Consider the following 13,301-nt stretch of genomic DNA (forward strand, 5'->3'; position numbering starts at 1 on the left):
CACGCGACATGCTCAAGCACTGGTGCACCTGCGTCATGCGTTCCAAGGTCGAACCCATGAAGGAGGTCGCCGCCATGGTCCGTCGCCACCTCGAGGGCATCGTCGCCTGGGCCCAGACCCGCCAGACCAACGGCTTCCTCGAAGCGCTCAACGGCCTGTTTCAGTCCGCCAAGCGCCGCGCTCGCGGCTTCACCCGCTTCACCACTATCAGAACCGTCATCTTCCTGATCGCCGGCAAGCTCGACTTCGCAGTGATCAACCCTCATGCCCGGCAACCCACTTGAAATTCAACAGAGCCCCTCGGTTGCATATGGCATAACGCTTTTCGCTTGATTGAGAACAGACCCTACGGCTACAGCCGCGAAGAATTCCTGGACATGCGCATCACCGATCTCTGCGCGCCGGAAGATGCATCCAAGCTGCTTCGTGATCTGCAGGCGGCGCGCGTGGTTTTTCCCTTCTCCGGAGAATGCCGTCACCGACGCAAGGACCAGCGCGTCATCGATGTGGATATGAGCTCGCATACCCTGGATTTCCGCGGCCACCCGGCCGCCCTGGTCATCGCCGAGGATGCCACCACGCGCAGGTGCGCGGAGGAGGCCCTGCGCCAAAGCGAGGCGCGCTTCCGGGCCACCTTCGAGCAGGCGGCAGTGGGGATGGCTCACTCTGATCCGCAAGGGAATTTCCTGCAGGTGAATCACAAACTCTGCGAGATACTCGGCTACAGTGCCGAGGAACTGCTGCGGATGCATTTCGTGGACATCACCCATCCCGACGACCTGCAAGCGGACGTGGCGCTGATGCAGCAGCTGCTCGCCGGCAAAATCCCGACCTACACCCTGGAAAAACGCTACATCCACAAGGATGGCCAACTGGTCTGGATCAATTTGACGGTGTCCCTGGTGCGGGACCCGGTGGGCAACCCGGATTACTTCATCGGCGTGATCGAGGACATTACCGAGCGCAAACGCGGCGAAGAAGCCCTGCGGGCCAGCGAGGAATTGCTGCGCACCGTGCTGGATAATCTGCCGGTGGGGGTCTGGCTGGCCGACAGGACGGGGCACATCTTTCAAAGCAACCAGCTGGGCAGGCGAATCTGGGCGGGCAGCAAATACGTGGGCATCGAGCATTTCGGTGAATACAAGGCCTGGTGGCTGGAGTCCGGCAAGCGCATCGAGCCGGAGGAGTGGGCCGTGGCCCGGGCGATCCGCAAAGGCGAGGTTTCCCTGAACGAGGAGATCGAGATCGAGTGCTTCGACGGCACCCGCAAGATCATCCTGAATTCGGCCGTGCCCATCCGCGACAAGCACGGCGAGGTCATCGGCGCCGTCAGCATCAATCAAGACATCAGCGAGCGCAAGCGGGCCGAAGCGGAAGTGCAGAGATTGAACACCGATCTGGAACAGCGGGTGACGGAGCGCACGGCGGCGCTGCAAGCCACCAATCAGGAACTGGAGGCGTTCAGCTATTCGGTGTCGCACGATCTGCGCGCGCCGCTGCGCGCCATCGACGGCTTCAGCCGCATCCTGCTGGAAGAATACCGGGATCGCCTGGATCCGGAAGCCCAGGGGCTGCTGGAACGCGTGCGCAATGCCACCGTGCGGATGACTCAATTGATCGATGACCTGCTCAGCTTGGCGCAGGTGAGCCGCAGCGAGATGCACCGGGAGCCGGTGGATCTGAGCGAAATCGCGCGCAGCTTCGCGCAGGAACTGCAGTCCAGTCAGCCGCAGCGGCAGCTGGAGTGGGTCATCGCCCCGGCGGTGGTGCTCCACGGCGATCGCCGCCTGCTGCGCATCGTCCTGGAGAACCTGCTGCGCAATGCCTGGAAATTCACCAGCAAGCAGGCGCAGGCGCGGATCGAAGTCGGCATCCTGCAGCAGGACGGGCAGCCAGTCTATTTCGTGCGCGACAACGGCGCCGGCTTCGACATGGCTTACGCCCACAAGCTCTTCGGCGCCTTCCAGCGCCTGCACGGGACGGCGGAGTTCGCCGGCACCGGCATCGGCCTCGCCACAGTGGCGCGCATCATCCACCGCCACGGCGGGCGCATCTGGGCCGAGGGCGCGGTGGGCCAGGGCGCGACATTTTATTTCACCGTGCCCGACGGGTTGGATCACCAAAGCTAACTTGATACATGTATGTGGAGCTCTCCGCCAACTCACAATCAAACACTAATGGCGAGAGTCGCGCCAATTTCCACAAGCTCCGCCTGTGATCCCTAAAACCCGCCGCTGGCCACGGTCTCCAGCACCTCGCGGATGTCCTGCTCGAAGGTGTCGAGCGCCGCCGTGCCCGCCGGGGACAGCTTGTCCTGCGGCAGGCTGTCCCGGATGTGCCGCGGGCGCAGGACCTTGATGGTGGTCTTGCCGCCCGCCTCGAAAAGCGCCATGCGGCAGGGCGCGAAGATTTCGAACTCGTTGGCCGTGCGGGTGACCTGGTAAGCCTTGCTCAGATTGCAAAACTCCACGAGCTGGATCGGATGCGCCTCGATGCCGCGCCCCTTGAGTCCTTCCTGCACGTTCAGGACGTTGATGATGGTGTAGTTCTTCCCCTCCAGGGCGGAGATCAGATTCTGCTTGGTGGCCTCGATCCCGCCGTCCACCGTCACCTGGTACATGAGGCGGTCGGCATGCACGGCCTCCGCGCTCCAGGCTGACGATGCCTGGCATAGCACAGCCAGGTACAGGGCAGCGAGCAGAAACATCTTCATCAGTGCTGTCGTCGATGCGGTTTTCTCCTGAACGGCCATGTCTCAATCCTCCTCCGTGGATGAATCTTGCTCAAGGGCGGAAGCTCAGGCCGACCACGCTCGCCCAGTCCGAGGTGAGCTGCACGCCGTTGACCCGCTGGTAGAGCGGCAACTGCACCAGGGCGTAGGCCTGCACGCGGTCGCCCAGGAGCATGCGCACGCCGGGGCTCAGGTACACGAACTCCCCACCCGAATCTTCCCTCTCCGCCTCCGGCCCCCGATCCCGGCCGCGCAGCACCGCGTTGACCTGCAGCATACCGGCTACCCGGTCTGGCAGCCCCAGCGACAGCCCGGTGTCGAGGTTCAGGCGCTGGCCCGGTTCGAAGCCCTCGCGCTCGCCCAGGGGCTTGGCCCACAGCACCTGGCCGAACCAGTTGAAGGCCCCGATGTGGCGGTTGAGATAGGCGCCGGCCAGCACGTCCGCGGTGCCGCTGCCCGGCTGCAGGGTGCGTTCGGCCAGATCGCCGTCGGCATTGCGGACGTGGAAGCGCCCGGTGGGCAGCTTGGCGCCCAGGAGGACGCCGGCGCTGGCCTCGCGACTGTGCAGTAAGCTGTAGCGCCCCAGCACGCGCGCGTCGCCCAGTCCGGAGAATTGCCACTGCTCCAGCAACTGTTCCCCATGATGATGGTGAATGTGCTCGTGGCTCCGGTTCATGGCCGGCAACTGCACGCTGAGCCCCCAGGTGCGGTTCCAGCTGTAGTCCAGGGTCAGGAGCAGGTTGCGGTTGATGGTCCGCAGTTCGTCGTGATGGCTGGGGATCTCGCCCGGCGCCACCTCCCGCCGCCCCGCCCGCCGCGTGTCCTGGTCGATGTACTCATGGCGCAGGTCCAGGCGCAGCCCTCGCTCCGCCCAGGTGCCCTGGGTCTCCCAATCGGTGTTGACCGAGCACAGCGCCGAGCCGCAGCTCGCCTGTGCTTCGCCGGCCAGTGCGATCATGCCCGTCAGAACCCAGATGCAACACAACTTTTTCATGCTCCCCCCTCTCCTGGCGGCTCGATTGGCTTTCGGCTGTCACGGCGTGCTTCAGGCGCCATGCAGCACATCTTATAACGTAGCCGTTTCAGCCCAGGGCGGCGTCTACCGTTTCCGTTGCCTGTGCCGCATGCACGTGGCGGGTACCGCGCCTACCAGGCGCAAGGACCCGGCTTGAAATCGGGGCAAGTGGTCCCGGCATCGGTGGCGACGTCCGTCAGCTCCGCTTCCTTGAAGTCCGCTGCGCTGAGATCCGCTCCGCGCAGGCTGACGCCGCGCATTTCCGTAAAGTACAGGCGGGCCGAATAGAGATCGGCGCCATCGAGCTTGGCACCATGGAGCATGGCAGCCTCCAGGTCCACATATTCCAGCTTGGCCTGCCGGAAGTCGGCGTTGCTCAGATCGGCGCGGGTCAGCCGGGCCCGATTGAGGTTGGCGCCTTCGAGCCGGGCACCACGCAGATCTGCGTTCATCAGGTTCACGCCGCCCAGGATGGCGCCGCGCAAATCGGCGCCCTGCAGATTGCAGCCGCTCAGGTCGGCGCCAACCAGATTGATGTTGCGTAGGGCGGCACCCGCCAGATTGGCGCCGCGCAGATCGGCCCCCAGCAGGCCGGCACCGATCAGTTCCGCGCCGCGGAGATCGCAGGCTGCGCAGGCGTTGCGGCTCAGCAGGGTTTGCCGGTTGGCCTGCACGTCGCCGGCACCGGCCACCTGCCCGGTCCAGGCCAGCACGGCACCGCAGAGGGCGGCCGCCATGCCGCACTTTCGCCGACGTTTCTCCGCATCTGCTCTCATGCCCATCTCTCCTCTCCTGCTTGCCCCGGAGATCGCGGACTCAGCCCGGGTGATGATGGTGCGCCACGCTGCTCGTCCGCGCACCCGGCATGAAGCGCGCCTGCACCGGCTGCTGGCCCTTCATCGCCACCGTCACGATCACCCGCAAATCCTGGCTCGGCTGGATGCGGGCATCCTTGCCGGCCAGCCCATGCTCGCCCGTCGGGCTCAACTTCACCAGGATCCGGCCGCCTGGGCCCACCACGGTCGCCGTGCCCTCGGCGCCTGCAGTCGACTGCGGCTGGTTGCCATGGTCCGTCATCCACACCTGCAATTCGCCGTTGCGCACCACCAGCTCCATGTGATAGAGCCCCACGGCCCGCAACTGGCCGCCGTGCGCCCCCTGCATGTGCTGCAGCACCTCGTCGCCATGCGCCCCCGCCAGCCCCGGGCTGAGCAGCAGACAACCGCCGATGAGCAGCACCTTGATTGTCGATCCGAATCGCCGCATATCCCGCTCCTTTGTTTGGAGAGCGGCCCACCGGGGCCGCTCCAGGTCAGACCACGCTAGACGGAGGTGCTGCGCGAAGCCTTGAGCCCTTCCCAGGATTCCGGCACCACCACGTGGTCGTGATGGCCGCCCGGGCTCGGCAAGCGGGCAACGATCTCGTTGGAATCCGCATGGATCACCACGAGCCCCGACTGCCCGCCCTGATGGCCGCTGTACACCGTCGTGATGTACTGGCCATCAACCGTGCAGTCGCAGGTGTGCGGGTCCGGGCCGGTGTCCCACTTGGCCACCACCTTCCAGGACTTGGGGTCCACCTTGCAGATGAAGCCGTTGTTGGGCTTGCGCGCCCAGATGGTAAAAAAGGCCCAGCGGGAATCCGGCACGTTGCCCATGTGCAGCGGCAGGTACTTGTCGCCGAAACCCTCCACGAAGGCCTCCTTCTTCCACTTGAGCGGATTCTCGTCCTCCGAGCGGTAGACGGCGATGTTGTTCTGCAGCACGTTGTTGCAGGCCAGGAAGTACTTGCCGCTGGTGATGAAGCCGGCTTCGTGCAGCGGCGTCAGCACCGACGGCACGCTGAAGGTCCAGGTGTAGCCCGACTGCTTGACCAGGGGGAAGTTGTCCGGCGCGCCCTTGGCCGTCGACAGCAGCGCCACTGGCTCCCAAGTCTTGGTATTGATGATGGCGCAGCAGCCCAGGCGACGCACCAGGATGGCGCCCAGTGGCAGGGTCGGATGCCAAGTGAAGGCATCCACGAAGACGGCGGTCGGATCGGCGGGCATCAGTTCCTCGCCGAGCATGGCCTCGTGGGTGGTTTTGATGCCCTTGCGGCCTTCCAGATCGAACTTGCCGGTGCTCGAATCCGGGAAGACGTGGGAAACGTTCACTTGGCGGGCCACCGGATCGTAGTCCAGGCGGAACGCCTTGACGATCTTCGGGTTGTCGTCGATGGTGGTGATCAGCACCATGTCCTTCTGGCCATCGGCGAAGGCCACGTACTTTTTGGCGTTCTCGCCGACACCGATGGACACATGTACCCCTAAGGCCATGCCGGTGGTCGCCGACACATCGTTGACTACCGTGATGGCATTCTGTGATCCGCTGCCATCATAGCGCATCTTGAACATCTTGAAGTCACCACGGTTGCGCCATTCGGGCGAATTTTCGTTGACGTAAGGCGCCATGGGCGGCTGCATGGTCTGGTAGAAATCGAAGCCCTTGAAGGGATCGCCCGAAGGCATGGCGGCGATGTGGTGCGGAATAGGCATGTTGACACCGGCCAGACCATAGTTGTACCAAGCCAGCGTTTCCGGCACGCTCAAATCCATGGCCTGGACCGTACCGTTGAATTTGCCCGGCAGCAGCACCACATTGCCCTTGAAGCGCTCAAACATCTTGTATTGCGCTTCTTTGGCCATTTCTGCCGCACTACGGGCCGCTGCATTGGCATCTCTCATACCCGGATAAGCACCGAATGTACCCAAGGCGCCGGCTGCAAAGGCGCCTTTGATAAAGTTTCTCCTGGAAATAGTCATTTCACCTTTCCTCCGTCTTCCTGCTGGATTAAATATCGCCCTTCTTCCAATTCTGTGCACCCACGAACACCTTCTCCACGGTGCCGTCCGCCTTCAAAACGAAGACTGTTGGCAAGCCTCTGAAACCCAGGCGATTGGATATGGCTTTCGGACTCAATGCGTCATTCGGAGCAACGTAAACAGCATTCATCAATCCGTGCTCCTTGTGGACCAGCTTGGCTGTCCTGATCGTGGCCTGCAACGCCTTGGACGGGCCCCCTTCCAAAGCAGTACCGACCGTGTCGGCATGAATGCTAAAGACCTGGACGCCGGGTGCATTCGTTTTTACAAATTGCTCCAGCTTCTTTACTTCGTTTATGGAAGCAGGCGCTCCGGAAATGAAGAACGCGATCACGCTCCGCTTTCCACTGATCAGCCGGTTGAGATCGACCTTGCTGCCGCTTTCGTCATACACATCGAAATCGGTCGGAAACTTTTGACCAATACCAATGCCTTTGGGAAACACATCTCCACCAACCTGCTCCGCCGTTGGAAAGACCCCGTCCTTGCTGTCCGCCAGCACGCTGCCCGCTGCGAGCAGTCCGGCAAGCCCGCACACGGCCACCAGGGAAGGCTTGCCCAGCGTTCCCCAGGCAAGTTTTCTGCTCTGCTTTTCCTCTGCTTTCATGGATATCCTCCTTCTCCTCAAGACCCTTAATCAGCATCGCAGCAGTCAAGGTGATTGGCCGGGTTACCCTGCCATTCTGCTACGTTCAAGTCATTGCAATCGCCATGCCATACTGGGTTTTCATGAATTTTCTTATTAATATGCATTTATGCTTGGTTTAATGCAGGCATTGGAATTAGTACGTTTCAAAGCGAAACAATCCATTTCACTTTTGAAAAAAAACGGCTTGCCCAAGCCGGACAAGCCGAAACATCTGCACGCTACCTTGCTGCGCGATCGGGCCTCACAGGCCCGGATACTTGAAGATCAGATACATCCACGCCTTGCGCGTATCCGCGTTCAAGCCGGTCGTGCCGGGGAACGCAGCGCCTTCGCCGTCTTTGGCTGAGTAGTCCGCGTATTTCGCGGCCAGCAGCAGGTTTTTGTTGGCCTGATACGTCGCCAGCAGGTCCAGCTCGTTGCCGTAATGCAGCCCCTGCGCGTCGGAGCGGTACTGGTGATAAACCGCCCATAGGTTCAGCGGGCCCGCCACGTTGGCACTGGCCGTCACATGCAGATCCTTCAAGCCGGTCGCTGGCGTCGCGGTGAACATGTTCGCCCAGCCATTCAGCGGATGCTTGGTGGCGAAGGGGGTTTGAAAGGCGTAAGTTGCCGTGTCGTTGGCGCCGAGGACTTCGTAATCGGCGCGCAGATACCAGCGCGCCGCGGCCACGCCGGCGCCCAGGTGCCAATAGCTGGCATCGACGTCCGGACGACCGTCCGCGTAATCGCTTTGCTTGGCGTACTCCGCCGTATACAGGATGCGGTACTGGCCGGGCGCGATGCCCTTGACGGTGCTCAGCAGGCTGGGATCCAGCGTCAGCTTGCCCGCGCCCGGCGCGGCGCCGTCCAGCCGGATGCCGTAGGTCTGGCTCGAAATGTTGCTGGCAGCGCCGTCGGGCTTGCTTTTGTCATCGTAGAGATAGCCGTAGGCCACCAGATGGGTGTTGCGGACGGGCTCCACGTCCGCATGCAGCACGTAGGTGCGCATCGGCTGCAGATTCAAGCCGGCCGGCAACTGGAAGTTGGCATAGCTCGACTTGGTACGGAACAGATAACCGGCGAACAGAGTGGTGTTCGGCAGGCTCTTATTCTCGACGGTGACCGCGTCGAAGGTCTGCGGGCTCTGCCGCCAGTCCACGCTGCCGAAGAAGCGCTGGTTGGCCAAGTTGACGAGTTGCCGGCCAAGACGCAGTTGGGTGTCCGGCAAGCCGGCATAGTTCAGGAAGGCCTGGTTCACCTTGGTCGACTCGGGATCGGCCACGACCGGATATCGGACCAAGCCGTTTTGCGTGTCGTTGTAGCGCTCCTCGTCCGCCAGGCTCACCACATTGCTGAACTCCAGTTTGGCGCTCAGCCCGCCGATGGGCTTGGTGCCGTAACCCAGGATGGTGCGCAGGGTAAAGGCATGTGCATCGCTCGGCTTGCCGTCCTGCTGGACGAACTCGTAGCGGGGCCGGAGCTCGACGTTGAACTGCCCCCCGGCCAGGGCGTTGACCAGCGCGTCGTCTGCCGCAACAGGCGGAATCATGCCCGCGCCCAGGCACAGCAGGACGCCGCGCTTGCAAAATGGGTTGCATTCGATAGCCATTGCTCCCCCTCCCCTGTTTGATCCATTGCGCCCGCCATCCGCCGGCGCGCACGCTTTTCGGGCCGGGCGAGTTCAGCGGGGACCGTGGCTGTTCATGACCGCAACAAAAGCCGCCATTGCTCCGATGGACAGGCCCGTGCTCCGATGGACAGGCCCGGGCTGCAGCAGCAATTCCCGTACCACGGCCGATGTTGGCTTTTGGGGATTTTTTCGGGGTTTTCCGGTATTCCGCCTGTTTCATCAAGAAACGTGTTTCGACTCGAAACAGGCCGCGTGCCCGGCTGGCGGGGCCAGGGACAGGGAGAATGGCTTCAGGTTGGGGAGAGGCAGGCCCGCACCCGGGCCTGGGGGCGACGGCTTCAGTCGCTGTCGGAGGGGGTATTGCATTCCGCGGCGGGGCCGCCCTCGGCTTGCAAGCCGTACTGGCGCATCTTCCGCCACAAGGTGGTACGGCCGATGCCAAGCTCCCGCGCCGCTTCGCTGATGCTTTCGAAGCGTTCGAGCGCACTCTCGATGAGCAGCCGCTCGGACAGGGCCAGGTTCAGCACGCCGCTGCGTTCCCGGTGCGGACTGGCCGACGTCTTGCTGTGCTTCAGCACCTCCTCCGGGAGGGCATCGACGTCGATCCAGTCGTTTTCATCCGCGAAAACGGCCATCTGCTCCACGAAGCTTTCGAGCTCCCGGATATTGCCCGGATAGCTGTAGCCGACCAGGTGGGACATGGCGCGCTCGGTAAGCCTGAGCTTCGTGCGGCCGTATTTCGCGGCGTACTTTTGCAGCAAGCTGTCCAGCAGGGAGATCAGGTCGTCGCCGCGCTCGCGCAGGGGCGGCAGGTGCAGGCGCACGCCCTTGATGCGATAGTACAAATCCTCCCGGAAGCGGCCGCTCTCGATCAGCGCGCCCAGATTCTGGTTCGATGCCGCCAGCACGCGGATGTCGATGGATTTCCATTGATTCGAGCCCACGCGGCGCACCTGGCGGTCCTGCAGCACGCTCAGCAGCTTGGCTTGCATGGCCGGCGACAGGGTATCGACTTCATCGAGGAAGATCGTCCCCCGGTCCGCCGCCTCGAAAAGACCCGTCCGGGATTCCGTCGCGCCCGTGAAGCTGCCGCGCACGTGGCCGAACAGTTCGCTCTCCAGCAGCTGCTCCGGCAGGCTGGCGCAGTTGATGCTCACGAAGGGAAATGCGGCGCGCGGGCTCCTGTCATGGAGCAGCCGGGCGATCCGGCTCTTGCCGGTGCCGGTCTCGCCGGTGATCAGCACGCTGAGGTCCGTCTGCGCGATGCGCTCCACGCGGATGAGCACGGCCCGCATCTCGGGACTGCCGCTCACCGGGACGTACGCCTGCGGCAGGGGCACGGCCTTGGCCGGCTGCCGGCTCACGCAATCGCGAAAGGCCGTGCAGGCATTGATCTTCTCGACGATATCCTTCTCCTGGAACGGCTTGGTGAGGTAATCGAAGGCTCCCAGGCGCATGGCCTCGACCGCCGATTCGATGCTGGCATAAGCCGTGATGACGATCACCGGCAGGGTCTCGTCGCGGGTCTTGATCGCCCGCAGCAGATCGATGCCGCTCATGCCCTCCATGCGCATGTCGGTGATGACCGCGTCGAAGGTCTCGGCGTCCAGCAGCGCCAGCGCCTCCGCACCGCTTGCCGCCTCGCCGGTTTCGAAACCGGCGTTTTGCAGCATGAGCGACAGGCTGCGCCTGAGGCTCCGCTGATCGTCCACCAGCAACACCCGCGTCATCTCGTGCTCCTCCGGCCGCTGTCCGTGTTTACTTCGGTCAGCGGCATTCGCAGAAAAAAGCGCGTGCCCGCGCCCGGGCGGCTCCAGATCCGGATCCGCCCCTGCCATTCGCTGACGAAACGCCGCACGATGGCCAGCCCCAGGCCCGCGCCCTGCGGACGCTGACTGTAGAATGGCTCGAACACCCTTTGCCGGTCATCTAGCGCAATGCCGCGCCCGCTGTCCCCCACCACGATCAGCAGCGCCCGCCCCTTCACCGCCGCCCTGACGAACACCCGGCCGCGCGGCCCGGTGGCCTGGACGCCGTTCAACAGGAGGTTCCACAACACCTCCTGCAAGCCATCGGCATCGAACATGATCCGGCCATTGCCGAGGACCCGCTGCTCGACGCTGATTTCAGCCTCCTCGTGGCGGATGTGCTGCTCCAGGCCGGCGCATACGCCGCGGACCAGTTCCGTGAGATCCACTTGGCTGACGACGCGCCGCGAGCCCTTGCCGAAACTCAGGAAATCGCGCGTCAGCTTGTCCAGGCGCCTGATCTCGTGGCCGATGATCTGCAGCGCCATGTCCGTCCGCTCGGCGCCGCCGCATGCCGCCTTGAGCACGGCGACGCAGTTGGCAATGGCGCTGACCGGATTGCGCACCTCGTGGGCCACCGTCGCCGCCAGCTGGCCCAGGACGGCGAGCCGCTCGCTGCGCAGCTTGCTCTCCTCCGCCGCCTGCAGCTGCGCATTCAGATCACACAGGTTCTCGTAGGTGCGCGCATTGCTGATGGCAATGCGCACCTGGCCCGCCAGCAAGGCGCCCTTTTCCAGGGTTCGGCGGCTGTACTGCACCTGCGCCGCCCGGAACAGCCCCATGAGGCCGATCAGGCGCCCCTCCTCCAGCAAGGGAAACACCGCCAGCGCCCCCCATCCATCCTGCCGATCCGGGTGCTGCGCTGGATCGCTGGCCAGCTCGTGCCAAAGGAAAGCCCGCGGCCCGTCGTCGAGTTTGTAGCGCCGCAGCAGGTTCGCGCCCAGGACATCGGCCTCGCAGTAGCAACCCTCGGCGCTGGCCCGCCCGATCCCCTCGCCGAAATAGCTGCTCGCCGGCACCAGCTCCTGGCTGGCCCCGTTCAGCAACCAAACGACAGCCCCGTCGCTGTCGAACAGCCGCGCGCTTTCACGGCACACCGCCTGGAGCACCTGATCGAGATCCAGGGTGGAGGTCAGCAGCGAAGACAGCCGGAACAGGGCGGACTGGAAGCGGCAGGCTTCCGACCAGCTCTGGTGCAGCAGGGCGTTGTTGATGATCGGGCCGACCTCCGCCGCCAACCTTTGCAGTTGCCCATAGCTGTCGGCCGGCGGCTCACCCGCATCGAGCTCCACCTCCAGATAACCCAGCGGCGCGCCGCCGGCCTGCAGCGCCAGAGCCACTTGCTGTGCTCCGGGAGCTGCTTCCGGGTGGTCCTTGGCAGGGCAGACGGCCAGCCTCTCCGCAGCCGACCCGCCAAGACGGGCGTTGGCCTGAAGCGGAAGCACCCGGATCGGCCAGGCGGCAGCCCACCGGTTCACCTTGAGCTGCATTTCGCAAACCTCGTCCGGGGACACCGTCAGGACCAGCTTGCAACGGGCCGGGCTGATGACCTGATTGAGGGCCCGGTACACCGCCGCCAGCGTGTTGTCCAGTCCTTCGGCGCTGATGGCTTCCTTGGCCATGCGATTGCGGACCATCAGCTCCTCGTTGGCGCACTTGAGCGCCGACTGGGCTTTGGTCAGGTACTGGTTGGCCTTCTTCAGCACGCCGCGCGATTCTTCCAGCTGCCGCAGCGCCCATAAATAGCCGGCCAGCACCATGAACAGGATGCTGATGTAAAACAGCACCTTGATCCCGTGCCACAGCCACCAGGCCGCATTCCACATGCCGGAATAGCCGAACAGGTAAGCGCTTTCGGCAAAGAGCAGCAGCAGCGCCGCGACCGCCAGCGGCAAGGCGGGACCTTGCTTCCGGTACTGGGCATACAAGCCGAGGGCGGCTACCAGATAGAACAGGGCCGCGAGCTCGTGCGCCACTTTTTCGGCCTGGGAAAACACATAGCCCTCGACGCTGCTCTCCACCAGGCTCAGCAGGCTGGACGTGTGCACGACAGCCACCAGCGCCGCCACGACCAGCGCGCTCGCCGCGATTTCCTTGCCGGTGGGCCGCCAGTGCTGCGGCACCATGCGGTGGGTGACGACGCCGACCAGGATCAGGATTCCGCCCGACAATGTCGAGAGCGTATGCAGCAGGACAAAGAGGTAGGGGCTGGCGAAGGGATTGCTGAAGGCGTGCAGGATATCCAGGATGCCCATGGCCAGAAAGGCCGCGCCGAAGAGCCAGAAATCGGCATACCGGCGCCGAGTGTTGATGGCGAAGATCAGCACTGCGATCATCAGCGCCACCAGCCCGCAGAAGAGCTCGACGAGGGCATGGGCCTTGACCTCGATGTACTGGACCTGCAGCATGGCCGCATCCGCCATGCCGAGCAGAAGCAGCGGCATGGCCAGGAGCAGCACCACCAGCAGGAGGCCGCTCCAGCGCAGCCAAGGCAGTTCCCTGCCCTGCCAAAACAGCGCCAAGCGCAACGCGGCCCCGGTATCCGCCGTCGCCGCACCCGTCAGTGGCTCCTTTGCCATTGCACCCCCACGCCCATGGCGCCGGCCCGCCCAAGCGGACCGGCTCGCC

The 13,301-nt window shown here is 64.0% G+C and carries 11 protein-coding genes; 2 read left to right on the plus strand and 9 right to left on the minus strand.

The annotated features are described in order from the left end of the window. On the plus strand, positions 1 to 284 hold a 284-nt coding region (locus G579_RS16560; RefSeq protein WP_028989862.1), incomplete at its 5' end, for a transposase. Positions 285 to 329: 45 nt separating this feature from the next. Then, positions 330 to 2,129, plus strand: a complete 1,800-nt coding sequence (locus G579_RS18255) for a PAS domain S-box protein (protein ID WP_051181160.1) — start codon at positions 330 to 332, stop codon at positions 2,127 to 2,129. A 92-nt stretch (positions 2,130 to 2,221) separates the two neighbouring features. On the opposite strand, the gene G579_RS0107995 is transcribed toward G579_RS18255, so the two are convergent. The 9 genes from G579_RS0107995 to G579_RS16585 all read right to left on the minus strand — a co-directional run bounded on the left by G579_RS0107995 (position 2,222) and on the right by G579_RS16585 (position 13,252). Then, on the minus strand, positions 2,222 to 2,752 hold the full coding sequence (locus G579_RS0107995) for a DUF302 domain-containing protein (protein WP_155989774.1): 531 nt from the start codon (positions 2,750 to 2,752) through the stop codon (positions 2,222 to 2,224). Positions 2,753 to 2,783: 31 nt separating this feature from the next. Continuing rightward, positions 2,784 to 3,725 carry a hypothetical protein gene (locus tag G579_RS0108000; protein WP_051181163.1) on the minus strand — a complete coding sequence of 314 codons (942 nt, stop codon included), beginning with the start codon at positions 3,723 to 3,725 and terminating at the stop codon, positions 2,784 to 2,786. A 152-nt stretch (positions 3,726 to 3,877) separates the two neighbouring features. Next, a complete protein-coding gene (locus G579_RS16570) occupies positions 3,878 to 4,522 on the minus strand; it encodes a pentapeptide repeat-containing protein (protein WP_162142986.1) in 645 nt (214 codons plus the stop codon). 40 nt (positions 4,523 to 4,562) lie between these two features. Further along, a complete protein-coding gene (locus tag G579_RS16575; RefSeq protein WP_051181172.1) occupies positions 4,563 to 5,012 on the minus strand; it encodes a hypothetical protein in 450 nt (149 codons plus the stop codon). 56 nt (positions 5,013 to 5,068) lie between these two features. Then, on the minus strand, positions 5,069 to 6,406 hold the full coding sequence (locus G579_RS0108015) for a hypothetical protein (RefSeq protein ID WP_211218689.1): 1,338 nt from the start codon (positions 6,404 to 6,406) through the stop codon (positions 5,069 to 5,071). A gap of 169 nt (positions 6,407 to 6,575) precedes the next feature. Further along, on the minus strand, positions 6,576 to 7,214 hold the full coding sequence (locus G579_RS0108020; protein WP_081662673.1) for a TlpA family protein disulfide reductase: 639 nt from the start codon (positions 7,212 to 7,214) through the stop codon (positions 6,576 to 6,578). 283 nt (positions 7,215 to 7,497) lie between these two features. Beyond that, positions 7,498 to 8,844, minus strand: a complete 1,347-nt coding sequence (locus tag G579_RS16580; protein ID WP_051181173.1) for an alginate export family protein — start codon at positions 8,842 to 8,844, stop codon at positions 7,498 to 7,500. Between the two features lie 359 nt (positions 8,845 to 9,203). Further along, positions 9,204 to 10,595 carry a sigma-54-dependent transcriptional regulator gene (locus tag G579_RS0108030; protein WP_028989772.1) on the minus strand — a complete coding sequence of 464 codons (1,392 nt, stop codon included), beginning with the start codon at positions 10,593 to 10,595 and terminating at the stop codon, positions 9,204 to 9,206. After that, on the minus strand, positions 10,592 to 13,252 hold the full coding sequence (locus G579_RS16585; protein WP_155989775.1) for a sensor histidine kinase: 2,661 nt from the start codon (positions 13,250 to 13,252) through the stop codon (positions 10,592 to 10,594). Before G579_RS16585 ends, G579_RS0108030 begins: the two co-directional genes overlap by 4 nt. Positions 13,253 to 13,301: the final 49 nt, after the last annotated feature.

The organism is Thermithiobacillus tepidarius DSM 3134, from assembly GCF_000423825.1.
Taxonomy (GTDB): domain Bacteria; phylum Pseudomonadota; class Gammaproteobacteria; order Acidithiobacillales; family Thermithiobacillaceae; genus Thermithiobacillus; species Thermithiobacillus tepidarius.

Coding starts and splice junctions, on each gene's coding strand:
- G579_RS0107995 (WP_155989774.1), bottom strand. CDS start 2,752: ATGGCCGTTCAGGAGAAAACCGCATCGACGACAGCACTGATGAAGATG.
- G579_RS0108000 (WP_051181163.1), bottom strand. CDS start 3,725: ATGAAAAAGTTGTGTTGCATCTGGGTTCTGACGGGCATGATCGCACTG.
- G579_RS16570 (WP_162142986.1), bottom strand. CDS start 4,522: ATGAGAGCAGATGCGGAGAAACGTCGGCGAAAGTGCGGCATGGCGGCC.
- G579_RS16575 (WP_051181172.1), bottom strand. CDS start 5,012: ATGCGGCGATTCGGATCGACAATCAAGGTGCTGCTCATCGGCGGTTGT.
- G579_RS0108015 (WP_211218689.1), bottom strand. CDS start 6,406: ATGTTTGAGCGCTTCAAGGGCAATGTGGTGCTGCTGCCGGGCAAATTC.
- G579_RS0108020 (WP_081662673.1), bottom strand. CDS start 7,214: ATGAAAGCAGAGGAAAAGCAGAGCAGAAAACTTGCCTGGGGAACGCTG.
- G579_RS16580 (WP_051181173.1), bottom strand. CDS start 8,844: ATGGCTATCGAATGCAACCCATTTTGCAAGCGCGGCGTCCTGCTGTGC.
- G579_RS0108030 (WP_028989772.1), bottom strand. CDS start 10,595: ATGACGCGGGTGTTGCTGGTGGACGATCAGCGGAGCCTCAGGCGCAGC.
- G579_RS16585 (WP_155989775.1), bottom strand. CDS start 13,252: ATGGCAAAGGAGCCACTGACGGGTGCGGCGACGGCGGATACCGGGGCC.